Genomic DNA, 26,571 nt, shown 5'->3' on the forward strand with positions numbered 1-26,571 from the left:
GCGCCCTTACGCTACGCCGCCCACGGGCTCCCGGCGCGCGCCGGGAGCCCTTCGCCGTCGTAGCGGAGAGGCCTTTAGAAGGTGCCCAGTTTCACGATCGACAGCAGGGCGATCAGCTGGATCGCGGAGGCGCCCAGGGCCTTGGGCCAGGGAAGGTCGTGGGAGCGGCTGACCATCATGGTGAGGAGGGCACCGGCCGCTACCCAGGTGGCCCAGCCGAGGGCCTGGACGAAGGTGGCGTCGCCGCCGAAGAACATGGCGAAGACCAGGCGGGGGGCGTCCGTGATCGACATGATCAGCATGGACAGGCCGACCGTGGGCTGCCAGGCTCCGTCGCCGCCCAGCTGGCGGGCCAGGGTGTGGGTGACCACGCCCAGGACGAAGGACGACAGCACCAGCGCCACGGCGGTGATGAGGACGATCGGGACCGCGTTCGCCAGTGTGGCGTTTATGGCGTCCTTGCGGGCGCCGTCGAAGCCGAAGACCGCGAGCAGGCCGTAGAGGAACGTCACGATCAGGGCGGGGCCCCACATCGTGTAGTCCCGCATCTGGAGGAACGTCTGCTGGGGTGCGAGGACGATGCCCCGCAGCAGGTCCTTCCAGTGCAGGCGGGGGCCGACCGGGCCGGTGGGGGTCTGGGCCGAGCCCGCGCGGTACGTACCGCCCTGGGTGTACGGGTCCTCACCTACGGAGAACGCCTGGGTGTTGCCCGGATTGTTCGCCGCGTACGGGTCGGGGGTGGTCGGGTGACCGCCCTGGCCGTATGCGCCGCCGTCGCCGAAATACTCCGGCTCGTCGCCGTAGCCGCCGTTGCCGGCGTTCCCCTGGGACCACTGCCGGCCGCCGCCCGCGGGGTTTCCGTACTGCGGTTGCTGCTGCGGGTAGGGCTGCGGCGCAGAGGGGTAGCCGTACGGCTGTCTCTGCGGCGCTCCCTGCGGTGCCGGGGGAGCCTGCTGCCCGTACGGAGGTTGTTGAGGGCGCGCTTGCGGGGCCCGGCCGTCCCGGCCGCCGCGTCCGATCCTGAATCCAGCCACGTCATCGAACGTACCTGGTTCCGCAGAGTCAGGGGCCGGGCCGGGGGTTTCGGGCGGGGCTTTGCTGCCGAGCTGTGACATCCCCTAAGGGACGTAAGGGGGCGGGAGAGGACGGGGGCCGGGCCCGCGGCGGACGGCCGCGGGTCCGGCGTGGAAGAGGGGCTGGAGGAGCTGGAGGAGCTGGGGTCTAGTCGGCGAACAGTGCGCCGAACTGCGGTGTGCCTGCCGTCGAGACGCCCGCGGCGCCCGCGGAGATGGCACGGGAGCCGGTTGTGACGATCTTCGTTCCGTTGGAGGGCAGGTAGGTCACCGCGCCGTCGGCGCTGTTCTCGTACGAGCCCACGATCAGGTCCGCCCTGCCGTCGCCGTTGACGTCGTCGAGCTTGACGTCGGCGCCGAAGAGGTCGCTCTTCTCGTCGGCGCCGGGGACGCCGGCCGTGCTCTGGGCGAAGGACTGGACGCCGGTGGTGGTGTCGGCGCCGGACGCGGAGCCGTAGATGACCGTGACCATGCCGGCGTTGGTGGCGGCGCCGAGGTCCTCGTCCGGGGCGGAGACCACGACGTCCTGGTAGCCGTCGCCGTTGACGTCACCCAGGTCCAGGTCCCAGCCGAAGGAGTCGCCCTTCTCCGAACTGCCGGGTATGTTCCCGGAGTTCTGGGTGATGCCGGTGGTGGAGGCGGGGCCGGACGCGGAACCGTAGGTGATGTTCACCTTGCCGCCGTTCGCCGAGTCCGGGACGGTCGTACCGTCGCTCGTCGTGGCGTCCCAGCCTGCGCCGGTGACGATGTCGCCGTAACCGTCGCCGTTGATGTCGCCGATACCGGTGACGATGCCGGGCTTGAGGGTCTGCACGCCCGCGACGCTCAGACCGCTCGCGGTGCCGGGCACGAAGTAGTTGGTGTTCCAGCCGTTGCTGGTCTGGGTCTCGTAGCCGTCGACCACCAGGTCGGTGCGGCCGTCGCCGTTGACGTCACCGGCCGTGAGGTGGTGCGGGCCGTACGGGAAACCGGTCGAGCCGGAGTGGATCGGGGGCTTGATCGTGTAACGGCCGCCGGGCTTGCCGGTGGAACTGCTGAAACCGCCCTTGTAGACGTAGACGGTCGCGGCCGAACTGCCCACCGCCAGGTCCGCCTTGCCGTCGCCGTCGAAGTCGCCGGCGGCCAGGGTCTGGCCCCAGTTGTCGTGCCCGGACACGGCCGGGTCCGGTACGTCGCTGCTCTTGCCGGTGAGGCCGTTCTCCGAGCCCCACAGGATCGCGAGCGCGCCGCCGTCGGTGTCGGTGCCGACCTTCTCGTACGGCGAGCCGACGGCGAGGTCGTCGTATCCGTCGCCGTTGAAGTCGGCGTACGCCGTGGAGTAGCCGAAGTAGTCGCCCTTCTCGGCGGTACCGGGCACGTTGCCGGAGTTCTGGCTCAGCGTCGAACGCTTCATGGACGACACTCCGGTGGCCGTGCCGTACAGAGCCACGACCTGGCCGGCGTCGGCCTTGCCGGTGACGTAGGCGCCGGGCGCGGAGACGACGACGTCACCGATTCCGTCGCCGTTGAAGTCGGCCTTCGCGATCTTGAAGGAGTCGGCTGCGGTCGCTGTCGTCACCGAGAGGGTGAGCAGACCGCCCGTCAGCGAGGCCGCGGCGGCCGTCGCGAGGGCGAGTCGCAGGTACTGCTGCATGCGGGGTCTCCTGGCATGCGGGGGATGCTTGGCGGGCATCCGCGTCGATGGGGTGCGTACCGGCCGTGTTCGCTGGGAGTTGCCCTTGGATTCACGGGTAGTTGGCGATCAGGAGACCCTTGGTGGGGCGTAAGGGTTGTGCGTGAGCTCGGTAAATGTCTGAGGTTGGTGTGGGTAGGGGTGGGCCTGGGGTGGAGTGGGGTGGTGTTTGCGTGAGTTGCCCAACGGTCACTGTCGTCATGACGTACAGACGTTCTTGAGCCTGTCGGCTGCCGCGTCGATCTTGCTGGAATCCGGGTTCGTATCGCCGTTCAGGATCGCCTTGTTGTAGTCGGAGATCGCCTTGTCCAGGTCGTCGACCGCCTTGTTGACCTTGTCGTCGTCCGAGTTCGCGTTGATCTTGTCGAGGTTCTTGTCGATCGTCGTGATGGATTCGTCGGTCCGGGTCGGGTCCTTCGCCGCGTCCACGCCGGCCTCGTGGATCGCCCTGAGGCTGTCGGAGATCGTGTTCCAGTTCCCCAGGCAGTCAAGCGAGTTGGGAGTGTCCGTGGGGTCGCAGGCCGTGAGGAGTCCGGTGGTGAGCGCGGTGGCGGCCATGAGTGTGGCCATGGTGGCCGTACGGCGTGCACGCGGGCTGTGCGCGGTCATGGGAGGCCTTTCGGGGGCAGGGCAGGGCAGGGCAGGGCAGGGGTGGTGTGGGGTCGTGGGTCTGGGCGTCAGGCCCAGGGCTCGTCCGCCGGGGTTCGGGGTGACGTCTTGGGCGGCCCCTTGCGGAGGCTGGAGATCAGGCCGCCTGCCGCGCCCAGGGAGACCAGGCCCATTCCGGCGGCGGTCGCGATGCCCTTGGCGCCGTCCATGGCGAAGCAACTGGCCACGGCCACACCGCCGTTGAACAGGAACAGGAACCACAGGGTCGACGTCTTCGACAGGAACGCCTTGATCTTCGGCTTCTTCGCGATGCGCGAACCCGTCAGCACCGAGACGGCGATACCGGCGAAGGTGGCCGCGGTCTTCGCGGTGCCGTCGAGTACGGCGCCGGAGGCCGTGCTCGCGGCGAGGCCGCCGACGAAGAACGACCACAGCAGCAGGTTGGCGATGAACGACTTCACGGTGGCGAGCAGCGATTTCACGGGATTTCCTTCGGGGAGGGCCGCGGGAGGGGAGGGATCGGCGGGGCTTGATCTCTGCCCTTTACGATTCCGTCGCGCGCTCGCCGTCACGAGGGACCGTTCTCCCGAATGCGTGGTGTAGCGCGCTACACCATGGGGAGCTGGGGGGTGGGGTTTGTGCGCGCTGGGCTGGTGTGGACCGTGCGGCTGTGCGGGCTGGTGGGGTGGGTCGCTGTCGCGGTGGCCTGCACGTGGCTGCTCGGGGTCGGGGCCGTACGGCCGCCGTGGAACGGGCTGTTGGCGTGGGGAGTTGTTGCGGCGGGGTGCGCAGTGGTCCGGGCGGGGGCTCTGTGGGGGGTGCGGCGGATTGCGGGGGCCGGTGGTGGGTTTTCCCTCAACAAGTCGGATGGCGAAGGGAGTTGGGGGGTGTATGGCCTGCCGGGGTCCGAAGTGCCCGGTCGTCGGGCGCCCTTGGGTGACGTTCTCGGGATCGACTTCGATTCCCGGGGCTGGATCAGGGGCCGTACGTGAGCCGTGTGGCTTCTCGTGGGGTTTGCCTCCGGTGCGCTGTTCGTCGGGCTGCTGGGCACCGGCGGCGGTGACGACCGGGTCGACGCCCTGCGGGACGCCGGTGCCAGGGTGAGTACCGCGAGCGTTGTGGAGCGGCCGGGCGGGGTGCGGGCGGACCTGAGCGAGGACGTCGTACGGGGGTATTCGGCACGGCTGGTGGCCGCCGTGCCCGGCGGCCCCGAGCGGCTCGTCGTGAAGGGGGCCCACACGTACGACAAGCCCCGTGCCGGTGCCGGTGCCGGTGCCGAGGTCGAGGTCCTGTGGGCTCCGTCGGCGCCGGAGCTGGGCGGATACGTGCATGAGCGCGAGGATCTGCGCGCGCTCGCCGGGGCCGCTGGAGTGCCTTCTCGGGTGGGGCGGACGGCAGGGACGCCCTGGTCGCCTTTGTGCTCGTCATGGTCATCGGGTGTGTGCCGGTCGCCGTGTTCACTTTCACGGCCGGGCCGGGGGCCCTTCAGCGGCCGGCCTGGTCACCTGGGGTCCAGACGGTGCGTGCCGCCCTGGGCGTGGCGGTGTTCCTGGGCCGGCGCCCGTTCCTCCTGGGGCACGAGGCGAGCCTGCTGGAGGAGTTGTTCGCCGGGGGCGGTTTCATCCTCGTCCTCCTCGTGTACGTGTTCACGTCCGTGGGGACCATCGGGGACGACTGACGGGACGACGACGCCCCGCGCCCTCCGGTGAGGGTGCGGGGCGTCGACGTAGCGGACTGGCCGGTTGTTACTCGACCGGCTGGGGCTCCGGGGCGCTCTCCGGTTCCGCGGTGCCCGCCGGGGGTTCGTCGTCGGCCGGCTTCTTGACCGAGTCCAGGAGGAGTTGGGCCACGTCCACGACCTGGATGGACTCCTTGGCCTTGCCGTCGTTCTTCTTGCCGTTGACCGAGTCGGTCAGCATGACGAGGCAGAAGGGGCAGGCCGTCGAGACGATGTCCGGGTTCAGGGAGAGGGCCTCGTCCACGCGCTCGTTGTTGATGCGCTTGCCGATGCGCTCTTCCATCCACATGCGGGCGCCGCCCGCGCCGCAGCAGAAGCCGCGTTCCTTGTGGCGGTGCATCTCCTCGTTGCGGAGGCCGGGGACGCTGGCGATGATCTCGCGCGGGGGCGTGTAGATCTTGTTGTGGCGGCCCAGGTAGCACGGGTCGTGGTAGGTGATGATGCCCTCGACGGGCGTCACCGGGATCAACTTGCCCTCGTCCACGAGGTGTTGGAGCAGCTGGGTGTGGTGGATGACCTCGTAGTCGCCGCCGAGCTGCGGGTACTCGTTGCCGATGGTGTTGAGGCAGTGCGGGCAGGTCGCGACGATCTTCTTCGCGGACTTCGGTTTCGCGGACTCCGCGACCACCTTGCCGTCGTCGTCCAGTTCCTCGCCGAACGCCATGTTCAGTGCCATGACGTTCTCCATGCCGAGCTCCTGGAAGAGGGGCTCGTTGCCGAGGCGGCGGGCGGAGTCGCCGGTGCACTTCTCGTCGCCGCCCATGATGGCGAACTTGACGCCCGCGATGTGGAGGAGTTCCGCGAAGGCCTTCGTGGTCTTCTTCGCGCGGTCCTCCAGGGCGCCGGCGCAGCCGACCCAGTACAGGTACTCGACCTCGGTGAGGTCCTCGATGTCCTGGCCGACGACCGGGACCTCGAACTCGACCTCCTTGAGCCACTCCAGGCGCTGCTTCTTGGCCAGGCCCCAGGGGTTGCCCTTCTTCTCCAGGTTCTTGAGCATCGTCCCGGCCTCGGACGGGAACGCGGACTCGATCATCACCTGGTAGCGGCGCATGTCGACGATGTGGTCGACGTGCTCGATGTCGACCGGGCACTGCTCGACGCAGGCGCCGCAGGTGGTGCAGGACCACAGGACGTCCGGGTCGATGACGCCGTTCTCCTCGGCCGTGCCGATGAGCGGGCGCTCGGCCTCCGCCAGAGCCGCGGCGGGGACGCCGGCCAGCTGCTCCTCCGTCGCCTTCTCCTCGCCCTCCATGGACTTGCCGCCGCCCGCGAGCAGGTAGGGCGCCTTGGCGTGGGCGTGGTCCCGGAGGGACATGATCAGGAGCTTGGGGGAGAGCGGCTTGCCGGTGTTCCAGGCGGGGCACTGCGACTGGCAGCGGCCGCACTCGGTGCAGGTGGAGAAGTCGAGCAGGCCCTTCCAGGAGAACTGCTCGACCTGGGAGACGCCGAAGACGTCGTCGTCGCCCGGGTCGGTGAAGTCGATCGGCTCGCCGCCGCTCGTCATCGGGAGCAGGGCGCCGAGCGAGGTCTCACCGGTGGCGTTGCGCTTGAACCAGATGTTCGGAAACGCCAGGAAGCGGTGCCAGGCGACGCCCATGTCGGTCTTCAGGGCGACCGTGATCATCCAGATGAAGGAGGTCGCGATCTTCACGCCGGCGAAGAGGTAGGTGAGGTTCTGGAGGGTGGAGACGTCCAGGTGCTCCAGCGACGACACCACGGGGTACGAGATGAAGAAGGACGCCTCGTAGGCGTCGACGTGGTGCTGGGCGCCTTCGAGCGCGTGCAGCATGAAGATGCAGACGCCGACGATGAGGATGACGGCCTCGACGAAGTACGCCTGGCCGAAGTTGGAGCCGGCGAAGCGGGACTTGCGGCCCGGCCTGTTCGGCTTGCTGAGCTGGCGGATGACGATCAGGGTCAGGATGCCGAGGACCGTCATGGTGCCGATGAACTCGACGAAGACGTTGTACGGCGCCCATTCGCCGATGACCGGCAGCAGCCAGTCGGCCTGGAAGAGCTGGCCGATGGCGTTGACGATCGTCAGCAGCAGCGAGAAGAAGCCCACCGCCACGAACCAGTGCGCGACCCCGACGACGCCCCAGCGGTTCATCCGGGTGTGGCCGAGGAACTCCTTGGCCACGGTGACGGTGCGCTGGACGGGCTCGTCGGTGCGGGTGCCCGCGGGCACGTTCTGGCCGAGTCGCATGAAGGTGTAGATCTGCAGGACGGCGCGGGCGAACAGCGCCACACCGACCACGATCAGAACCAGCGACACGATGATCGCGGCGAGTTGCATTTCAGGGCTCCTCGGGCCTGCGAGGGGTCATTACCGAACCCAGAACATTACTAAGCGGTAACTTAATCGGTCGGACCGAGATTACCCCCATTCTCTGTCGCACTGTAGCCAGCCGTGCGGTGATCTATGTCGCTGAGGGTCGCCTTAAAAACCTGTGACGGTCCGATCGTGTTATTCATACTGAATTGGTACATTTGCGTCTAATTTGGAACCGTGCTCTACGGGATTCTCGCCGCCACGACCGCCCTGCTCCTCTCCGCCCTCCTCGCCGCCCTGCTCCGGGTGCCCGCCCTGCGCGCCCGGATCGTCGACCGGCGGCGGCGCGCGCGCCCGGTACCGCTGCTCGGGGGACTGGCCGTAGTGATCGCCGTCGCGGCGGTCACCTGGGGGTGCGACTGGACCGGCGTCGCGCCGCTGGGTGACGACGTCGGCGGCCTGCTGGTCGCCGGGTCCGCGGTGGCCGCGCTCGGGCTCGTCGCCGACGTGTGGCGGCTCAAGACGCGGGTCCTGGTCATCGGTACGGCGGTGGCGGCGGCCTGTGTCGTGCCGTACGGGGAGCTCGGGGTGCCCGGCGGGCTGCTGGCGGCGGCCTGGATCGTGTTCGTCGCCGCGGCCTTCAAGGGGCTCGATCACGCCGACGGGCTGGCGGGGACCGTGGGGGTGGTCACCGCCTTCGGGGTCGGGGCCTGCGCCGCGATGGAAGTGATGGACGGACTCGCGGTGTTGCTGAGTGTGCTGGCCGCCGCGCTCACCGGGTTCCTGATGCACAACTGGCATCCCGCGCGGATCGCGCTCGGTGCGTGCGGGTCGCTGTTCACGGGCTTCGTGCTCGCCTCGGCGGCGGTGCTCACGCGGGCCGGGCACGATCTCGCGTCCAGCGCGGGCGTGCTGTTCGCGCTCACCGCCCTCGCGAGCGCCGACGCCGTCCTGGTGCTGCTGTCGCGGCGGCTGGCCGGGCGGGCGCTGCTGCGGGGCGGCCCGGACCATCTCGCCCACCGGCTGCGGCGGCTGGGGCTCACTCCGCAGGGGGCGGTGGTGCTCCTCGGGGTCGCGGGGTTCTCCGGAGTGCTTGTCGGAGTGCTCGTGCACAACGGGTGGGCGGGTGAATCCGCCGTGATGTGGGTGGTGGGCGGGGCCCTGATCGTCGTACTCGGACTGCTGAAAGTATCTGTCTACGGCGTGCGGCGGGCAGGATCGTCGCAGGTCAGGGCTCAGTTGCGTGTAAGGAACGGATAAGAGTTGAGTCTGCTCGACTCAGCTCTGTTGACCCAGCGATGAGTGTGGTGCACACTTGAGTCCGTTCCACTCAAGTCATTGCTGGAGGAATCAACCATGGCACGTGCGGTCGGCATCGACCTGGGCACGACTAACTCCGTCGTCAGCGTTCTTGAAGGCGGCGAGCCCACCGTCATCACCAACGCAGAGGGCGCCAGGACCACGCCGTCCGTCGTCGCCTTCGCCAAGAACGGCGAAGTGCTCGTCGGCGAGGTCGCCAAGCGCCAGGCGGTCACGAACGTTGACCGGACCATCCGCTCCGTGAAGCGCCACATGGGCACGGACTGGAAGATCGAGCTCGACGGGAAGCACTTCAACCCGCAGCAGATGAGCGCCTTCATCCTGCAGAAGCTGAAGCGCGACGCCGAGGCCTACCTGGGCGAGAAGGTCACGGACGCGGTCATCACCGTCCCGGCCTACTTCAACGACTCCGAGCGCCAGGCGACGAAGGAGGCCGGCGAGATCGCGGGCCTGAACGTCCTGCGCATCGTGAACGAGCCGACGGCCGCCGCGCTGGCGTACGGGCTCGACAAGGACGACCAGACGATCCTCGTCTTCGACCTCGGCGGCGGCACCTTCGACGTGTCCCTCCTGGAGATCGGTGACGGCGTCGTCGAGGTGAAGGCCACCAACGGCGACAACCACCTCGGTGGTGACGACTGGGACCAGCGGGTCGTCGACTACCTGGTGAAGCAGTTCGCCGCGGGCCACGGCGTGGACCTGGGCAAGGACAAGATGGCCCTGCAGCGGCTGCGCGAGGCCGCCGAGAAGGCCAAGATCGAGCTGTCCAGCTCCACCGAGACCTCGATCAATCTGCCCTACATCACGGCGTCCGCCGAGGGCCCGCTGCACCTGGACGAGAAGCTCACCCGCGCCCAGTTCCAGCAGCTGACGGCCGACCTGCTGGAGCGCTGCAAGACGCCGTTCCACAACGTCATCAAGGACGCCGGCATCTCCATCAACGAGATCGACCACGTCGTCCTCGTCGGTGGCTCCACCCGTATGCCCGCCGTCGCCGAGCTGGTGCGCGAGCTGACCGGTGGCAAGGACGCCAACAAGGGCGTCAACCCGGACGAGGTCGTCGCCATCGGCGCGTCCCTCCAGGCCGGTGTCCTCAAGGGCGAGGTCAAGGATGTCCTGCTCCTCGACGTCACCCCGCTGTCCCTCGGTATCGAGACCAAGGGCGGCATCATGACCAAGCTGATCGAGCGGAACACGACGATCCCGACCAAGCGGTCCGAGATCTTCACCACCGCCGAGGACAACCAGCCCTCCGTGCAGATCCAGGTCTACCAGGGCGAGCGCGAGATCGCGGCGTACAACAAGAAGCTCGGGATGTTCGAGCTGACCGGTCTGCCGCCGGCCCCGCGCGGTGTCCCGCAGATCGAGGTCTCCTTCGACATCGACGCCAACGGCATCATGCACGTGACCGCGAAGGACCTCGGCACGGGCAAGGAGCAGAAGATGACCGTCACCGGTGGCTCCTCGCTGCCGAAGGACGAGGTCGACCGCATGCGCCAGGAGGCCGAGCAGTACGCGGACGAGGACCACCGCCGCCGCGAGGCCGCCGAGTCCCGCAACCAGGGCGAGCAGCTCGTCTACCAGACGGAGAAGTTCCTCAAGGACAACGAGGACAAGGTCCCCGGCGAGGTCAAGACCGAGGTCGAGGCCGCCGTCGAGGAGCTGAAGGCCGCGCTCAAGGGCGAGGACACCGCCGAGATCCGCACCGCCACCGAGAAGGTCGCCGCGGTCTCCCAGAAGGTCGGCCAGGCCATGTACGCCGACGCCCAGGCCTCCCAGGCCGCGGGCGGCGACGCCCCGGGTGCCGAGGCGCCCAAGGCGGACGACGACGTGGTGGACGCCGAGATCGTGGACGACGAGCGCAAGGACGGTGCCGCGTGACGGAGGAGACCCCGGGCTTCGAAGAGAAGCCCGACGTCCCCTCCGGCGCCACCCCCGACGACGCCGAGCCGCAGGCCGCCGCCTCCTCCTCCACGGGAGAGGGGGCGGCCCCGGCCGGGGACGCATCAAGTGCACAGATCGCCGGTCTGACGGCCCAGTTGGACCAGGTGCGCAAGGCGCTCGAAGAGCGCACGGCGGACCTCCAGCGGCTCCAGGCCGAGTTCCAGAACTACCGCCGCCGGGTCGAGCGTGACCGGGTCACGGTCAAGGAGATCGCCGTCGCGAACCTCCTGACCGAGCTGATGCCCACGCTCGACGACATCGGCCGCGCGCGGGAACACGGGGAACTCGTCGGCGGTTTCAAGTCCGTGGCGGAGTCACTGGAGACCGTCGCCGCGAAGATGGGACTGCAGCAGTTCGGCAAGGAGGGCGAGCCCTTCGACCCGACGATCCACGAGGCCCTGATGCACTCGTACGCGCCGGACGTCACCGAGACGACCTGCGTGGCGATCCTTCAGCCCGGGTATCGCATCGGCGAGCGCACCATCCGCCCCGCGCGGGTGGCCGTGGCCGAACCGCAGCCCGGTGCGCAGGCGGTCAAGGCCGAGGACGAGTCCGAGGCCGGCGACGAGAAGGACAACGGCCCTGAGGAGGGCTGACGCAGACACCGGGCGGGCAGACACCGGGTGGAAGGAGGGACGTCGAGGATGAGCACCAAGGACTTCATCGAGAAGGACTACTACAAGGTCCTCGGCGTGCCCAAGGACGCCACCGAGGCCGAGATCAAGAAGGCGTACCGCAAGCTCGCCCGCGAGTTCCACCCGGACGCCAACAAGGGCAACGCCAAGGCCGAGGAGCGCTTCAAGGAGATCTCCGAGGCCAACGACATCCTCGGTGACCCCAAGAAGCGCAAGGAGTACGACGACGCCCGCGCGCTGTTCGGCAACGGCGGCTTCCGCCCGGGGCCGGGCGGCGCGGGCGCCGGCAACTTCAACTTCGACCTGGGCGACCTCTTCGGAGGCGGTGCGCAGGGCGGCGGCGCCGGGGGTGCCGGCGGATTCGGCGGCGGGATCGGGGACGTGTTCGGCGGCTTGTTCAACCGGGGCGGCGCGGGCACGACCCGGACCCAGCCCAGGCGCGGCCAGGACATCGAGTCCGAGGTCACGCTCAGCTTCACGGAGGCCATCGAAGGAGCCACGGTGCCGCTGCGGATGTCCTCGCAGCAGCCCTGCAAGGCCTGTTCGGGCACCGGCGACAAGAACGGCACACCGCGCGTGTGCCCGACCTGCGTCGGCACCGGCCAGGTGGCGCGCGGCTCCGGCGGCGGCTTCTCGCTCACGGACCCGTGCCCGGACTGCAAGGGCCGGGGTCTGATCGCCGAGCACCCGTGCGCCGAGTGCAAGGGCAGCGGACGCGCCAAGTCCTCGCGGACCATGCAGGTCCGGATCCCCGCGGGGGTCACCGACGGCCAGCGCATCCGGCTGCGCGGCAAGGGCGCACCGGGTGAACGGGGCGGTCCCGCGGGCGACTTGTACGTCATGGTGCACGTCGACACACACCCCGTGTTCGGCCGCAGGGACGACAACCTGACGGTGACGGTCCCGGTGACGTTCGCCGAGGCGGCGCTGGGCGGCGAGGTCAGGGTGCCCACCCTGGGCGGGCCCCCGGTGACGCTGAAGCTGCCGCCGGGCACGCCCAACGGCCGTACGATGCGGGCCCGCGGCAAGGGCGCCTTCCGCAAGGACGGCACCCGGGGCGATCTGCTGGTGACCGTCGAGGTGAGTGTCCCCAAGGACGTCACGGGGAATGCTCGTGACGCACTTGAGGCGTACAGAGAGGCCACCGCGGGCGAGGACCCGCGGGCGGAGCTGTTCCAGGCCGCGAAGGGAGCATGAGAGAGATGGACGGCCGTCGACGCAACCCGTACGAGCTGACCGAGGAGACCCCGGTCTACGTCATCTCGGTGGCGGCCCAGCTCTCCGGACTGCACCCGCAGACGCTGCGCCAGTACGACCGCCTCGGCCTGGTCTCCCCGGACCGCACGGCCGGGCGCGGCCGGCGCTACTCGGCCCGCGACATCGAACTGCTGCGCACCGTCCAGCAGTTGTCGCAGACCGAGGGCATCAACCTGGCCGGCATCAAGCGCATCATCGAGCTGGAGAACCAGGTCGTGGCGCTCCAGCAGCGCGTCGCCGAACTCCAGGCGGCGGTCGACGGAGCGGCGGCGGCGATCCAGCAGCGCGAGGCCGCCGTGCATGCCTCCTACCGCCGGGACCTGGTCCCGTACCAGGAGGTCCAGCAGACCAGCGCGCTGGTGGTGTGGCGGCCGAAGCGGCAGTCCTCGGACTGACGCGCCGACAACCGTGCAGGGGCCCGGAGGCTCACCCGCCTCCGGGCCCCTGCACGGTTGTGGCGATCTTTGCCCTTTCCTGAACTCCCGTTGAGTGGAGGGTCGGTAAAGAGCGTTTGGATGGGATTCCGCAAGGTCTCCACATCCAAACGGAACGTGGTGTTGCCATCTCGTTAAGTAGTTCCGCTTGACGCCGACGGCCGCAGCCGCGTTGGCTTTTCAGTCTCCTGGGTTGCAACGCTGCACCCACGTCCGGACGGCACCAGAAGTGAGCTCACCAATGCGTCGTATCGCCATATCCGTGGCCGCGTCCTCGCTGGCCCTGCCCCTGGCCGCCTGTGGCGTGCTCAACTCGTCGGGGAGCAGCTCGGACGCCACCCCGGCCAAGGGCAACGACATCACGGTGGGCGTCCTGATGCCGGAGACGACGAACACGCGGTACGCGGAGTTCGACTACCCGATCATGAAGTCGACGATCAGCGACCTCACCGACAAGAAGGGCAAGGCCGAGTACCAGAACGCCGGCGGTGTCGCGAGCGTCCAGAACAAGCAGATGCAGAAGATGATCGACGAGAAGGTCGACATCATCGTGCTCGACGCCGTCGACTCGCACCTCATCCTGCCCATGGTGAAGAAGGCCAAGGCCGCCGGCATCCCGGTCATCGCCTACGACCGCCTGGCCGAGGGACCGATCGACGCGTACGTCTCCTTCGACGGCGAACTCGTCGGCGAGGTGCAGGGCCGCTCCCTGGTCGAGGCGCTCGGCAGCAATGTGGACACCTCCGACAAGGTCGTCATGATCAACGGCTCGCCGACCGACCCCAACGCCGGGGTGTTCAAGGCGGGGGCGCTGTCCGAGCTGCAGGGCAAGGTGACGGTCGCCGCGAGCTACGACACCAAGGCCTGGGACCCGGACATCGCCCAGTCGGAGATGACCAAGGCGATCGACAAGCTCGGCAAGGACAACATCGCCGCGGTGTACTCCGCCAACGACGCCATGGCCGGCGGCATCATCAAGGCCCTGCAGAACGCGGGCGTGACGAAGATGCCGCCCATCACCGGCCAGGACGCCGAACTCACCGCCGTGCAGCGGATCGTGACCGGCGAGCAGTACATGAGCGTCTACAAGCCGTACCCGGACCTGGCCGAGGCCGCCGCGAAGATCGCGGTCGCCAAGGTCCAGGGCAAGGACATCGAGTTCGACGCCCTCACCCGGGACTCGGTGGACAGCCCCACCAACAAGAAGATCCCCTCGCAGCTGGTGTCCGTGGTCGCGCTGACGAAGGACAACATCAAGACGACGGTGGTCGCGGACGGGATCTACAAGATCTCCGACATCTGCACCAGCAAGTACAAGTCGGCGTGCGTGGCGGCCGGGCTGAAGTAGGGCGGGTTCAGCCGGCGGCAACGACGGCGTGGAGCCGGGTGTCGTCGCTGCCCACGTACAGCACCCCGTCGGCGACGACGGGCGAGGAGACGACGGGCCCGCCGGTGGGGAAGCGCCAGCGCTCCCGGCCGGTGGTGACGTCCACGGCGTAGATGTTGCCGTCGTCGCTGCCGAAGTGGACGGTGGTGCCGGTGACGGCGGCGGTGGTGCGGACCGCGCCCATGGCCGTGAAGCGCCACTTGACCTCGCCGGTGGCCGCGTCGAGGGCGTACAGGCGCTCGTCGTCGTTTCCCGCGTAGACGGTGCCGTTCGCGACCGTCGGGGCGGAGCGGATGGCGCTGCCGGTGTCGTGGCGCCACTTCCGCTGGCCGTTCGAGGTGTCGAGGGCGTGCAGCTCGCCGCGCTGGTTGCCGACGTAGAGGATTCCGTCGGAGAGGGCGGAGGGGCCGGAGACGGGGCTGTCGACGACTCGGGTGCCCCACTTCCTCCGCTGGGCGTAGGCGTCGACTGCGTACACGTGGTTGCCCGTGTTGCCGACGATCGCCAGCGGACCGTCCATCACCACCCACCGGTGCGGCGTCATGCCCACGGCGTATCCCCAGTGCCTGGTTCCCGTTTCGGCGTCCAGCACGAACAACGTGCCGCTGTTGGCGACGCATACCCGGTCGGCGACGACTCCCACCGTTGCGGACACGTCGGCCCTCCTCTCGCCGAAGTCCCAGCGCCCCTGTCCGGTGCCCGTGTCGGTGGCGTACAGGGTCCGGCCGGCGGTGGCGTACACGAGATCGCCCCGGACGGCCGGGGTCGACCGCACGGGCCCGGCGTTGAGCGCGCGGCTCCACCTCCGCCGCCCGGTGACCGCGTCCACGGCGTGCAGGGAGCCGCCGTCGCCGCCCACGTACACCACCCCGTCCACCACGGTCGGCGTGGACCGAACGCAGTTGTCGGTCTGGAAGCTCCACAACCGGGTGCCGGACGCCGGGGGAACGGCCCTGGCGGGGGTGGGAGCCGGCGCGGGCGCGGGAACGGCCTTGGCGGGGGCGGGTGTTGGCGCGGGGACCGGTGGGGCGGCCGGGGCCTCGACGGCGGGCCCGTCCTGGAGATGCGCGGCCGCCGCGCCCGACACGCTGCGGCTGTCGTCCTCGGTCAGGCGCCGGAGTTCCTCCTCCGCGCGGTGGCGCACCGTCGCGTTGCCGAAGCGGCGCAGATGGGCGAGCGGCTCCACGGCGCCGAGCCGTACCAGGGCGATCGGGCTGTCCAGCGCGACCTGGATCTGTGCGGGCAGCGTCCAGTTGACGTTGCGGGCGATGACGATACGGCCCTCTACGTTGTCCTGTTTCTTGGGCCGCTGCTGCGGCAGTTCGGCCACGACGCGGTTGTGGACGTAGGAGTACAGCTCGTCGAGGGTGATGTCGCCGTCCCCGTCGAGGTCGGCGCTGCCGTCGCGCAGACCCTGCACCAGATGGCGGGTGAAGACGGACTGCGGGGCGCTGCCGCTGACCCGGTCGCCCTCGAAGGAGTACTGGGTGGCGTCGGAGGCGGTGAGCACCGTACGGCCGCGGCCGTGGAACGTGTCCAGGGTCCGCACGTCGGTGTCGCCCTTGGCGGTCAGCCGGGCGGCCGGGAAGGCGCCGCTGTAGCAGCAGTCGAGGATCAGTACCTGCCGGCGTGACATGCAGGCCGTCATCGCCCGGTCGATCCGTTCGGCGGGCAGCGAGGTGAACAGCAGGTTGTCGCGGCGGGTGTCGGCCGTGGCGAGGTGGAGCTGGCCCTCGTCGTCCTTGAGGCCGTGGCCGGTGAAGTACAGCAGGGTGAGGTCGTTGTGGGCGCGGTCGCTGAAGAACTCGCCGATGACCTGGCCGATGCGGTGGTGCGGTTCGTCGACCAGGACGGTGACCTCGTCGAAGGCGGCGATGTCCGGGTCGCGCAGTACCTCGGCGAGCGCCTCCGCGTCGTGGGCGGGCGCGGTGAGCCCGCGCAAGCCCTCGTCCTCGTAGGTGTAGTTGGCGATCAGGAGGGCCAGTTTCCGTCCCACGGCTACTCGGCGTCCCTTCCGTGCCGGCGGACGAACGCGTCGACCAGTTCCCGGCGTTCGTCGGCGGACGCCCGCTCCAGTTCGATGGTGTCGCCGTCGATGGTGACCGAGACGCGGTGCCGGGCCGACTGCCGGCCGAGCCAGTCCCGCAGGGTCTCGACGAGCGCAGTGAGGACCCCGCCCGGCGCGCTGAGCGCCAGCACCACGGCGCCGACGGTCACCGGGTCGACGCCCCCCTTGGCCCCGGCGGGCTCCACCGTGCCCGGCACGGTGTGCAACTGCAGCGAGTCCAGGTCGAGTTCGCGCAGTTCGGTCCGGACCCGGGCGAGAAGCCGCTCGGTCTCCTCACGGTCCGCGTCGGCGGCCGGAGCCAGTCTCAGCAGCACGTCCATGGCACACCTTCCCCGTAACTCCCCCTGTCGGCCAACATGATGCCTGCCGGGGGAAGCTACGGGAAGTCGATCAGACATGCCGTCAAGAGCCGGCCCCGCCGCCGTTCGCTCATGCCACGCGGGTGAACTCCACCGTCACCTCGGGCGGTCCGCCCGCCACCCCCCGGTAGATCCCCTTGTGCGGGGTCACGTCGTCGTAGTCGCGCCCGCGCCCGACGACCACATGGGACTCGTCGGGGCGGGTCCGGTTCGTCGGGTCGTAGCCGCACCAGTCGCCCGCCCAGTACTCGATCCAGGCGTGGCTCTGGCCGGCCACCGGGCGGTGCAACTCGGCCTCGCGCTCCGGGTGGAGGTAGCCGGAGACATAGCGGGTGGGCAGGCCGAGGCCCCGCAGCAGGGCGATGGTGACGTGCGCGATGTCCTGGCAGACGCCGGCGCCCTGCTCCCAGGCCTCGGCGGCGGAGGTGTTCACTCCGGTGACACCGGGGAGGTACGCCACCCGGTCGGCGACCAGCGCGGAGACCGCGACGGCCGTCCCGTGCGGATCGAGTCCCACGGCCGCCTTGCGCGCCTTCTTCAGCAGCCTGGGCGGGACCGTCGTACGGACGGTGGGGCCGATGAACTCCAACAGGCGGGAGTTCGTGGTCCGTTCGGTCACCTCCTGCCAGCTGGGCGCGGGGCTCAGCGCGTCCGGCGGGGACGTCTCGACCAGGCTCGACGCGGTGATCGTGAGGTCGGCGTGCGGGTCCATGAGGTCGAAGCCGGTGACCTGGGTGCCCCAGTAGTCCCAGTACGACCAGGTGGGTGTCGTGGGGTTCACGGTGACGCGCGCGTCCAGCGTGGTCTGGCCGGGCAGCGTCAGCGGGGTCATCCGCACTTCGTTGTGGGAGGAGACGGCCGCCTGGGCGTACGACACGCGGGTGGTGTGGCGGATGCGAAGCCTACGGGTCATCTCAGGCTCCTTCCTGGGCCCACTCGACGGGCCCCTGGTACGGGAAGAACAGTTCCGCGACGGCCTCCGCCGAGGCCATGCAGGCGTGCTGCAAGTCCTTGAGGAGGGCGGGGAGTTGTTCTTCCAGGGCGTGCGAGTCCAGGTATTCGAGGCGGGTGCGGAGCCGGCCGATGGGGCGGCGCGCGGGGTCCTGGCGGGGGCGGCCGAGCGCGGTGAGGCACTCCTCGGCGGTCGTCAGCGCGTGCAGTGCCGAGCGTGGGAAGTCCCGGTCCAGGAGCAGGAATTCGGCCACGCGCGGGGTGTCGCCGAAGCCGCCGTACACCCGCGCGTACGCCTCGTCGGCGCCCGAGGCGCTCAGCAGCGTCGGCCAGTCGGGCGCGTGCGCGGCGTCCAACACCCGTACCGACAGCAGCCGTACGGTCATGTCCACCCGTTCGAGACTCCGGCCCAGGACGACGAAACGCCAGCTGTCGTCGCGGCTCATCGTGGAGTCGGCGAGGCCGAAGAACAACGCGGCGCGTCTGCGCACGAGTTCGAGATAGGCGTAGGGGCCGGTGCGGCGGGCCGCGAGGCGCTGGTCGGCCAGGGCGTGCCAGGTGGAGTTGAGGCACTCCCACATCTCCGAGGAGACGGCCTCCCGCGCGCTGCGGGCGTTGAGGCGGGCCGCGCCGAGGGCGCCCTCGATGGAGCAGGTGGAGCGGGCGTCGAAGGCGAGCTGGTCCAACACCTGCTGCATGTCGACGCGTTCACCGCCCGCGTCGACCCCGAGGATCGCGTACAGCGACCGGCAGGCCACGTCCTCGTCGCGCCAGGGGTCCTCCAGCAGGCGGTGCAGATAGGCGTCGAGGATGCGCCCGGTGGCGTCGGCGCGCTCGACGTAACGGCCCGTCCACGTCAGGGCCTCGGCTATCCGGGAGAGGATCACGTCGTTCACTGCTGCTGCGCCCCTTCCTGTACGACCGTGGGGTTGCCGTCGGGGCCGAGCTGGCGGGGTGCCACCTCGGGCAGGTCGCCCTCCGCGGTCGGCGTGGCGGGCTGTTCGGTGGGACCCTCGGCGAGCACCCAGGTGTCCTTGGAGCCGCCGCCCTGGCTGGAGTTGACGATCAGGTTGCCCTCCTGGAGGGCGACGCGGGTGAGGCCGCCGGGGAGCACCCAGACGTCGGTGCCGTCGTTGACGGCGAACGGGCGCAGGTCGATGTGGCGGGGTGCCATGCGTTCACCCGCGAGGGTGGGGGAGGTGGAGAGGGCGACGGGACGCTGGGCGATCCAGCCGCGCGGGTCGGCGGCGACGGCTTTGCGAGTGCGTTCGAGAGTCTTGGCGTCTGCCTTGGGTCCGATGACGATGCCCTGGCCGCCCGCGCCGTCCACCGGCTTCACGACCAGCTGGTCGATCTGGTCGAGGACCGCCTCCAACTGGCCAGGCTCGTCGGGGCGGTAGGACTCCACGTTGGGGAGAATCGGTTCCTCGGAGAGGTAGTAGCGGATGAGGTCGGGGACGTAGGTGTAGAGGAGTTTGTCGTCCGCGATGCCGTTGCCGACCGCGTTCGCGAGTGTGACGTTCCCGGCCTGGGCGGCGTTCATGATGCCCGGGCAGCCGATCACCGAGTCGGGGCGGAAGTGCAGCGGGTCGAGGAAGTCGTCGTCCAGACGCCGGTATACGACATGGACGGGCACCTCGCCGCGGGTGGTCCGCATCCACACCCGGTTGTTGCGGCACACCAGGTCGTGGCCCTCCACCAGCTGCACGCCCATCAGCCGTGCGAGCAGGGCGTGTTCGAAGTAGGCGGCGTTGCTCGGGCCCGGGGTGAGGACCACGACCCTCGGGTCCGTCGTCCCGGCGGGCGCGGCGGCCCGCAGTGCGGCGAGGAGCCGGCCCGCGTACCCGTCGACGGGGACCACGTGCTGCTCGGCGAAGAGGGACGGGAAGATCCGCGTCATCGCTCTGCGGTTCTCGATGACGTACGAAACCCCGCTGGGGACCCGCACGTTGTCCTCCAGGACCCGGAAGTCCCCGGCCTCGTCCCGGACGAGGTCGATGCCGGCGACATGGATGCGGATCCCGCCCGGTGGCTCGACGCCCTGCGCGGCCCGGTGGAAATGGGCCGAGTTCAGGAGCAGCCGCCAGGGCACCACTCCGTCCTCGAAGGCGCGGCAGTGCGAGTAGGCGTCGGAGAGATAGGCCTCGAGTGCCCGCACTCTCTGTGCCACCCCGCGCTGGATGAGGTCCCACTCCAGCGCGTCGATGATCCTCGGCACCAGGTCCAGTGGCCAGGGCCGTTCCTCGCCCGCGAAGGCGTAGGTCACCCCTCGGTCGGTGAAGGCGCGGGCCATCTGGTCCGCGCGGAAGCGCAGTTCACTCGGCTCGATCGGCTGGAGTGCCGCCAGTACCGGCTCGTAGGCGGTTCTGACCTCACCCGGCCGCACAAACATCTCGTCCCACGCATCGGCCAATGCGTATGCGTCAAATATGTCCGCCATGAGGGGACGTTAAGTGCGGTACGTAACACGGCGATCTCTGAGTGATTTCCGGCAGCTCACGCGGAAAGTGATACGCCGAAGCGGCCGGCGGCCGAGGCCGGGTACCCCCCAGCTTGTTGCAAGGTGACGCGCGGAGGTGGGGAGATCGCGGGCGATATCGGTAGTTTTCGGGGCGCGTTCGAGCGGGAGCCGTGTTGCGGAGCAGGTCGGGTCCGCGCATAGTTGCGCTGCAAAGAGCCGGGAACCGGGGGTGGGATGGGCAATGACCGGGCACGGGACGGACGCGCATCCACACGGTGCTGACCAGCTCTGCGACGCCGGGGACCTCGTGTACTCCCGGGCCGTACGGCGGGGCCGGGTACCGCGCACGGACGCCGAACCGGTGCCGTGCCTGCTGGAACTCGCCCTCCTCCACCCCGACCCCGACGACATGGACTGGCTGGTGCCGACCTCCCCGCAGGAGGTCATGACCCGGCTGCTGCGCGGGGTCTACGAAGAGTTCAGCGAGAGCCACCGGCGGGTGGGCTCGGCGGTCGACGCCTTCGAGCGGTACGCCGGTCTCGGCCGCCGCATCGAGGCGTTCACGCCGGCGTCGGGGGCTCTGGAGGGCGCCGCGATCCGCGTCCTGGACGGGCTCGCCCGCATCCAGGCGGCGATGGACGCCGCGACCGAGGCCTGCACCGGCGAGGTACTCACCGTCCAGCCCGGCGGCATCCGCCGCGAACCCGAACTCACCGAGGGCCTGCACCGCGCCCTGGCCCTGCGCTCGCGCGGGGTGCGGATGCGCGACCTGTACACCCATGTCGCCCGGCACGGCCAAGGCCTGCTGAACTACCTGGAGCTGATGGGCGACGCGGTCGAGGCGAGGACCCTCGACGAGGTCGTCGACCGCCTCATCCTCTTCGACCGCACGGTCGCCTTCATCCCCGCCAACGCCGACCACACCATGGCGCTCGAACTGCGCCACCCCGCGCTGATCGACTACTTCGTCACGGTCTTCGACCGCCTGTGGCGCCTCGCGATCCCCGTCGCCGCCCCCCTGCCCGACACCGGCATCGAGGGCATCTCCCACCGCGAACAGTCCATCGCGGCCCTGCTCGCGGAGGGCCACCAGGACGCGGTGATCGCGGAACGGCTCGGCATAAGCGTCCGCACCTGCCGCGCCCACATCGCCCGGCTGTCGGAGACGCTCGGCGCGGCCAGCCGTACCCAACTGGGCGTCCGCATCGCCCAGGTAGGCCTGGACGGCGCCGCGTCACGGATGCCGGACGTCCCGGCGCAGCTCACTCCCGTTGATCAAGAATCCCCGACTGTCCGATGAGGTAGCCGAGTTGGGCCCGGCTCTCGCTGCCGAGGGCCGTGATCGTCGGGGTGCCCATGGCCGCCGTACAGGAGCCGCCGGGCAGCGGTGCGAGGACGGTCCCCGTTCCTCCGCCCCGTGTGAACGGTCTCTGGTCACGGGTGGCTTTCTTCTCCGTGCGCAGAGTGATCCTGCTTCAGCATCCCCGACTGGGCTATGAGGAAGCCGAGCTGCGCGCGGCTGCCGCTGCCCAGGGCTGTCGCCAGTTTGGCGATGTGGGCGCGGCAGGTGCGCACGTTCATGCCCAGCCTGCGGGCGATGGCCTCGTCGACGTGGCCCTCGACGAGGAGCTTGGCGATGGAGTGCTGGATGTCGGTGATGCCGTCCGGGTCGGTCTCGTAGGGAGTGCCCGCGCTCAGCGGCACCGCGCGGCCCCACATGAATTCGAAGACCTTGACCAGGTAGCGGACGAGACCGGGATGCCGGAGTTCCAGAGCCACCTGCCGGTCGTTGCGGATGGGGATGAAGGCCACGGTCTCGTCGCAGATGATGAGGCGCTCGACGAGCTCGTCGATGGTGCGGTACTCCACCTTGCCGTCGGCGAACTGGTCCACATAGGCGAGCCGGTCGGGGCTGTACCTGGCCGTGTGCTGGTAGAGGGTCCGGATCCGAACTCCGCGATCGGCCATGGGCTTGTCGCGCTCCAGCGCCTCCAGAAGCCTGTTCTCGGGGCTGCGGTGGCCGCCGGGCTGGACGGCGAGCATCTCGGTCTGGCACTGGGAGGTCGCGAGGTCGAGCGCCGAGTTGATGCGGTCGAGACCCTCCAGCACCGTGATCGAGTGCGCGGGAGCCGTCTCCTGGGCGCTGAGAGCCATGAACGGCTCGAAGGCTTCCGAGAGGGCGATCGACAGCCGCCGGTGCTCGGTGATCTCCCGTTCTATGGGATTGAGCCGCTGGGCCAGGGCGACCGACGGCGGAAGCGGAAGCAGCCAGCTCGGATCGTCAGGATCAGGGTGAAGCAGGGCAAATTCCATCAGGCAGGGCGCGGGCTCGACCTCGCCTCGCGCGATGCGCCCTGTACGCAGGGCGTTCGCGTAAAGACGGTTACCCTCCTCGCACAGTTCGGTCACCGCATGGGGATGTGTCGCCTTAGTCCCATTTGTTGCCAAATCTCCACCCCCCAGGGTCCTGAACATGCAGGAACATGATGCACCGATCGTGTGGCCATGACGTGCCTGAATAAGCCATCGTCTTACATGACGGGGGAAGAGGGGACCTTCAAGTGAGGACGAAGCCGACTATGCGTAACAGAATGCTTCGCTCGGTGCTTGTTGCCGCCTTCTCCGCCGTTGTGGCCTTCGGAACGCTGGCCGGCCTCTCCGGTGTGAGGAGCGACGCGCACAGAGCGGGTAGTAGTGCTCAGTCCGTGACTGTCGCGGCCGACACCGACGAAACACTCGTGTACCCCCTCGACAGCAGGTGGGACTGAATACGATGACGACCCCACCCGACGACCGCAGCTTCCGACGCGAGATGGCCACGGCCTACCGCTCCGGCTGGCACTTCATCGATCTGGCCACCGCCATCCCCCACAGCGGTGACTCGCTCATGGTGACAGTGTTCGGCGAGCCGGTGGTGGTGACCCGCGACGAGGACGAGGACGTACGGGCGTACCGGTGTCTGCGACGGCCCCGGGGGGCGCCGCAGCCAGTGCGATGTGCCATCCGGTACGGAATGATCTTTGTGAATCTTGACCAGAGAGACCACCGGCTGGTGGAAACGGATGCCCCCGACGTCCAGACCATCTCAGCCACCCCCCGCAGTGCCTGACGCGATTCCCCCGTCGTAACAGATCGCTCAGGTGCTTCCCCCCCGCAGCGGCGTCACCGTGACCTGAACACGGTGACGCCGCTGCAGTTTGGGCGAAATGTCAGGGTATGGGGCCGACCGTAGTGGCCTGAACTGATCGTTTCAGCCTCTCCCCAGTGCCCGCGTCAGCTCGATCTCGATCACCACCCGGGACGGGTTCGGCGACGGTGTGCGCCCGTAGCGCCCGGCGTACCGGCGCTCCGCCTCCGCGACCCGGTCCGGCTCCGCGCGTACGAAGGCCCGGCCCTCCAGCGTCGCCCAGCGCCGCCCGTCCACCTGGCACACGGCGACCCGTGCCCCGGGCGGGCCCGCGGCCAGCACGTTCGCCACCTTCCGGCTCGACTTGTCCGCGATCACCCGAGCCAGCCGCGCCTGCGGGTCGTATGTCACTCCGACAGGGACGACATGCGGGCTGCCGTCGGGTCGCGGGGTCGTGAGGGTGCACAGATGCCGTTCCTGCCAGAAGGTGAGATACGACGGGTCGGGATCGCCCGGGTCGACGGGATATGAGGCCATGGCCCCGGAACTTAGTCTCCCGATCCGCCCCGCCACCGCCTTGAGTGGAATAGACTCAACTTTGTGCACGTTGACCCAGTCAGTCCGTGCACGAAGGCTGCAGGAGGAGGAGTACGGGAACGTGGACGCCGAGCTGACCAACAGGAGCCGGGAAGCGATCAACGCGGCCAGCAGCCGCGCCGTCACCGGGGGGCACGCCGATCTGACCCCGGCGCACCTGCTTCTCTCGCTGCTCGCGGGGGAGGACAACGAGAACATCACCGACCTGCTGGCCGCCGTCGACGCCGACCAGGCCGCTGTACGGTCCGGGGCCGAGCGGGTCCTCGGCGCGCTGCCCAGCGTGACCGGGTCGACCGTCGCGCCCCCGCAGCCCAGCCGCGAACTGCTCGCGGTGCTCGCGGACGCCGACGAGCGCGCGAAGGAGCTCGGCGACGAGTACCTCTCGACCGAGCACCTGCTGATCGGCATCGCCGCGAAGGGCGGCGCGGCCGGGGACGTACTCTCCCAGCAGGGGGCCAGTGCGAAGAAGCTGCTGGACGCGTTCCAGAAGAGCAGGGGAGGGCGCCGGGTGACCACACCCGACCCCGAGGGGCAGTACAAGGCGCTGGAGAAGTTCGGTACGGACTTCACGGCCGCCGCGCGCGAGGGCAAGCTCGACCCCGTCATCGGGCGGGACCAGGAGATCCGGCGGGTCGTCCAGGTGCTGTCCCGCCGCACCAAGAACAACCCCGTCCTCATCGGCGAGCCCGGCGTCGGCAAGACCGCCGTCGTCGAGGGGCTGGCCCAGCGGATCGTCAAGGGGGACGTGCCGGAGTCCCTCAAGAACAAGCGGCTGGTCTCGCTCGACCTCGGTGCGATGGTCGCGGGCGCGAAGTACCGCGGCGAGTTCGAGGAGCGGCTCAAGACCGTCCTGTCCGAGATCAAGGACTCCGACGGCCAGATCATCACCTTCATCGACGAGCTGCACACCGTCGTGGGCGCGGGCGCCGGCGGCGACTCCTCGATGGACGCCGGCAACATGCTGAAGCCGATGCTGGCCCGCGGTGAACTGCGCATGGTCGGCGCGACGACCCTCGACGAGTACCGCGAGCGCATCGAGAAGGACCCGGCGCTGGAGCGCCGCTTCCAGCAGGTGCTGGTCGCCGAGCCGTCCGTCGAGGACACGATCGCCATCCTGCGCGGTCTGAAGGGACGCTACGAGGCGCACCACAAGGTCGTCATCGCGGACAGCGCGCTGGTCGCCGCCGCGACCCTCTCCGACCGCTACATCACCTCCCGCTTCCTCCCCGACAAGGCGATCGACCTCGTCGACGAGGCCGCGTCCAGGTTGCGCATGGAAATCGACTCCTCCCCCGTCGAGATCGACGAACTCCAGCGCTCCGTCGACCGGTTGAAGATGGAGGAGCTCGCGCTCGACAAGGAGACCGACGCCGCCTCCATCGAGCGCCTGGAGAAGCTGCGCCGCGACCTCGCCGACCGCGAGGAGGAGCTGCGCGGCCTCAACGCCCGCTGGGAGAAGGAGAAGCAGTCCCTCAACCGGGTGGGCGAGCTGAAGGAGAAGCTCGACGAACTCCGCGGCCAGGCCGAACGCGCCCAGCGCGACGGCGACTTCGACACCGCCTCCAAGCTGCTCTACGGCGAGATCCCCTCCCTGGAGCGGGACTTGGAGGAGGCCTCCCAGGCGGAGGAAGAAGCCGCCAAGGACACGATGGTGAAGGAGGAGGTCGGCCCCGACGACATCGCGGACGTGGTGGGTTCCTGGACCGGCATCCCCGCAGGCCGCCTCCTGGAGGGCGAGACGCAGAAACTCCTGCGCATGGAAGAGGAGTTGGGCCGCCGGCTCATCGGCCAGCAGGAGGCCGTACAGGCGGTCTCCGACGCGGTACGGCGCACCCGCGCCGGCATCGCGGACCCCGACCGCCCCACCGGCTCCTTCCTGTTCCTCGGCCCGACGGGCGTCGGCAAGACCGAACTCGCCAAGGCCCTCGCGGACTTCCTCTTCGACGACGAACGGGCCATGGTCCGCATCGACATGTCGGAGTACGGCGAGAAGCACAGTGTGGCCCGGCTGGTCGGCGCGCCTCCCGGCTACGTCGGCTACGAGGAGGGCGGCCAGCTCACGGAGGCGGTGCGCAGGCGCCCGTACTCGGTGATCCTGCTGGACGAGGTCGAGAAGGCGCACCCGGAGGTCTTCGACGTCCTGCTCCAGGTACTGGACGACGGCCGTCTGACCGACGGGCAGGGCCGCACGGTCGACTTCCGCAACACGATCCTGATCCTCACGTCCAACCTCGGCAGCAACTTCCTGATCGACCCGAGCACCGGCGAGGCCGAGAAGAAGGAACAGGTCCTCCAGGTGGTCCGGGCCTCCTTCAAGCCGGAGTTCCTCAACCGGCTGGACGACCTGGTGGTCTTCTCCGCCCTGAACCGGGAGGAGCTGGGCCGGATCGCCGCGCTCCAGATCGGCCGCCTGGCCAAGCGCCTCGCGGAACGCCGCCTGACCCTGGAGATCAGCGACGAGGCCCTGACCTGGCTCGCGGACAACGGCAACGACCCGGCGTACGGCGCGCGACCGCTGCGGCGTCTCGTCCAGACCGCCATCGGAGACCGGCTCGCCAAGGAGATTCTGGCGGGCGAGGTCAAGGACGGCGACACGGTACGGGTGGACGCGTTCGGCGACGGGCTGATCGTGGGGCCGGCGACCGGCAAGACGCTGTGACGCCC

The 26,571-nt window shown here is 69.5% G+C and carries 22 protein-coding genes; 10 read left to right on the forward strand and 12 right to left on the reverse strand.

All coding sequences use genetic code 11. The annotated features are described in order from the left end of the window. Positions 1–74: 74 nt before the first annotated feature. From AB0I51_RS30570 to AB0I51_RS30585, 4 genes are all read right to left on the reverse strand, one after another. Complete coding sequence (locus tag AB0I51_RS30570; protein WP_362980643.1) at positions 75–1,115, reverse strand: YIP1 family protein; 1,041 nt, start codon at positions 1,113–1,115, stop codon at positions 75–77. A gap of 106 nt (positions 1,116–1,221) precedes the next feature. After that, positions 1,222–2,706 (reverse strand): FG-GAP and VCBS repeat-containing protein, encoded by a 1,485-nt coding sequence (locus AB0I51_RS30575; protein WP_362980645.1) that lies wholly within the window; start codon positions 2,704–2,706, stop codon positions 1,222–1,224. 237 nt (positions 2,707–2,943) lie between these two features. Further along, positions 2,944–3,354, reverse strand: a complete 411-nt coding sequence (locus AB0I51_RS30580; protein WP_362980647.1) for a hypothetical protein — start codon at positions 3,352–3,354, stop codon at positions 2,944–2,946. Between the two features lie 68 nt (positions 3,355–3,422). Then, positions 3,423–3,836: a hypothetical protein gene (locus tag AB0I51_RS30585; protein ID WP_362980649.1), complete on the reverse strand. Its 414-nt coding sequence runs from the start codon at positions 3,834–3,836 to the stop codon at positions 3,423–3,425. 1,037 nt (positions 3,837–4,873) lie between these two features. Here AB0I51_RS30585 and AB0I51_RS30590 point away from each other — a divergent pair. Continuing rightward, complete coding sequence (locus AB0I51_RS30590) at positions 4,874–5,032, forward strand: hypothetical protein (protein ID WP_362980651.1); 159 nt, start codon at positions 4,874–4,876, stop codon at positions 5,030–5,032. Positions 5,033–5,099: 67 nt separating this feature from the next. On the opposite strand, the gene AB0I51_RS30595 is transcribed toward AB0I51_RS30590, so the two are convergent. Then, on the reverse strand, positions 5,100–7,391 hold the full coding sequence (locus AB0I51_RS30595) for a (Fe-S)-binding protein (RefSeq protein ID WP_362980653.1): 2,292 nt from the start codon (positions 7,389–7,391) through the stop codon (positions 5,100–5,102). A gap of 213 nt (positions 7,392–7,604) precedes the next feature. On the opposite strand from AB0I51_RS30595, the gene AB0I51_RS30600 reads away from it, so the two are divergent. From AB0I51_RS30600 to AB0I51_RS30625, 6 genes are all read left to right on the forward strand, one after another. Beyond that, the gene (locus AB0I51_RS30600; protein WP_362980655.1) at positions 7,605–8,627 is read left to right on the forward strand and encodes an MraY family glycosyltransferase; all 1,023 of its coding nucleotides are present in this window, start codon (positions 7,605–7,607) and stop codon (positions 8,625–8,627) included. Positions 8,628–8,723: 96 nt separating this feature from the next. Then, positions 8,724–10,568: a molecular chaperone DnaK gene (gene dnaK / locus AB0I51_RS30605; protein WP_019070408.1), complete on the forward strand. Its 1,845-nt coding sequence runs from the start codon at positions 8,724–8,726 to the stop codon at positions 10,566–10,568. Further along, entirely contained in the window at positions 10,565–11,227 is a 663-nt protein-coding gene (gene grpE, locus AB0I51_RS30610; RefSeq protein ID WP_019070407.1) for a nucleotide exchange factor GrpE, read from the forward strand. Before dnaK ends, grpE begins: the two co-directional genes overlap by 4 nt. 48 nt (positions 11,228–11,275) lie before the next feature. After that, complete coding sequence (gene dnaJ / locus AB0I51_RS30615) at positions 11,276–12,463, forward strand: molecular chaperone DnaJ (RefSeq protein WP_359611579.1); 1,188 nt, start codon at positions 11,276–11,278, stop codon at positions 12,461–12,463. 5 nt (positions 12,464–12,468) lie between these two features. Continuing rightward, the gene (locus AB0I51_RS30620; protein ID WP_019070405.1) at positions 12,469–12,918 is read left to right on the forward strand and encodes a helix-turn-helix transcriptional regulator; all 450 of its coding nucleotides are present in this window, start codon (positions 12,469–12,471) and stop codon (positions 12,916–12,918) included. A 280-nt stretch (positions 12,919–13,198) separates the two neighbouring features. Then, entirely contained in the window at positions 13,199–14,305 is a 1,107-nt protein-coding gene (locus AB0I51_RS30625; protein ID WP_362980659.1) for a substrate-binding domain-containing protein, read from the forward strand. A 7-nt stretch (positions 14,306–14,312) separates the two neighbouring features. Here AB0I51_RS30625 and AB0I51_RS30630 read toward each other — a convergent pair whose 3' ends face one another. The 5 genes from AB0I51_RS30630 to AB0I51_RS30650 form a co-directional block, all read right to left on the reverse strand. After that, positions 14,313–16,340, reverse strand: a complete 2,028-nt coding sequence (locus AB0I51_RS30630; protein WP_362980661.1) for a PQQ-binding-like beta-propeller repeat protein — start codon at positions 16,338–16,340, stop codon at positions 14,313–14,315. Positions 16,341–16,342: 2 nt separating this feature from the next. Continuing rightward, the gene (locus AB0I51_RS30635) at positions 16,343–16,732 is read right to left on the reverse strand and encodes a hypothetical protein (RefSeq protein WP_362980663.1); all 390 of its coding nucleotides are present in this window, start codon (positions 16,730–16,732) and stop codon (positions 16,343–16,345) included. Positions 16,733–16,841: 109 nt separating this feature from the next. Next, on the reverse strand, positions 16,842–17,684 hold the full coding sequence (locus tag AB0I51_RS30640) for a transglutaminase family protein (RefSeq protein WP_362980665.1): 843 nt from the start codon (positions 17,682–17,684) through the stop codon (positions 16,842–16,844). 1 nt (position 17,685) lies between these two features. After that, positions 17,686–18,618, reverse strand: a complete 933-nt coding sequence (locus AB0I51_RS30645; protein ID WP_362980667.1) for an alpha-E domain-containing protein — start codon at positions 18,616–18,618, stop codon at positions 17,686–17,688. After that, the gene (locus AB0I51_RS30650; RefSeq protein WP_362980669.1) at positions 18,615–20,162 is read right to left on the reverse strand and encodes a circularly permuted type 2 ATP-grasp protein; all 1,548 of its coding nucleotides are present in this window, start codon (positions 20,160–20,162) and stop codon (positions 18,615–18,617) included. Before AB0I51_RS30650 ends, AB0I51_RS30645 begins: the two co-directional genes overlap by 4 nt. Positions 20,163–20,424: 262 nt before the next feature. Here AB0I51_RS30650 and AB0I51_RS30655 point away from each other — a divergent pair, with 262 nt between their 5' ends. Next, positions 20,425–21,483, forward strand: a complete 1,059-nt coding sequence (locus tag AB0I51_RS30655) for a helix-turn-helix transcriptional regulator (protein WP_362980670.1) — start codon at positions 20,425–20,427, stop codon at positions 21,481–21,483. Between the two features lie 134 nt (positions 21,484–21,617). On the opposite strand, the gene AB0I51_RS30660 is transcribed toward AB0I51_RS30655, so the two are convergent. Beyond that, positions 21,618–22,658 carry a helix-turn-helix transcriptional regulator gene (locus tag AB0I51_RS30660; RefSeq protein WP_362980672.1) on the reverse strand — a complete coding sequence of 347 codons (1,041 nt, stop codon included), beginning with the start codon at positions 22,656–22,658 and terminating at the stop codon, positions 21,618–21,620. A gap of 298 nt (positions 22,659–22,956) precedes the next feature. On the opposite strand from AB0I51_RS30660, the gene AB0I51_RS30665 reads away from it, so the two are divergent. After that, positions 22,957–23,292 carry a hypothetical protein gene (locus AB0I51_RS30665; protein WP_026178811.1) on the forward strand — a complete coding sequence of 112 codons (336 nt, stop codon included), beginning with the start codon at positions 22,957–22,959 and terminating at the stop codon, positions 23,290–23,292. A 141-nt stretch (positions 23,293–23,433) separates the two neighbouring features. On the opposite strand, the gene AB0I51_RS30670 is transcribed toward AB0I51_RS30665, so the two are convergent. Next, positions 23,434–23,847: a TIGR03618 family F420-dependent PPOX class oxidoreductase gene (locus AB0I51_RS30670; RefSeq protein WP_362980674.1), complete on the reverse strand. Its 414-nt coding sequence runs from the start codon at positions 23,845–23,847 to the stop codon at positions 23,434–23,436. Positions 23,848–23,968: 121 nt separating this feature from the next. Here AB0I51_RS30670 and clpB point away from each other — a divergent pair, with 121 nt between their 5' ends. Then, a complete protein-coding gene (clpB, locus tag AB0I51_RS30675; protein WP_362980676.1) occupies positions 23,969–26,566 on the forward strand; it encodes an ATP-dependent chaperone ClpB in 2,598 nt (865 codons plus the stop codon). Positions 26,567–26,571: the final 5 nt, after the last annotated feature.

It is taken from the genome of Streptomyces sp. NPDC050549 (assembly GCF_040655035.1).
Lineage (GTDB): Bacteria > Actinomycetota > Actinomycetes > Streptomycetales > Streptomycetaceae > Streptomyces.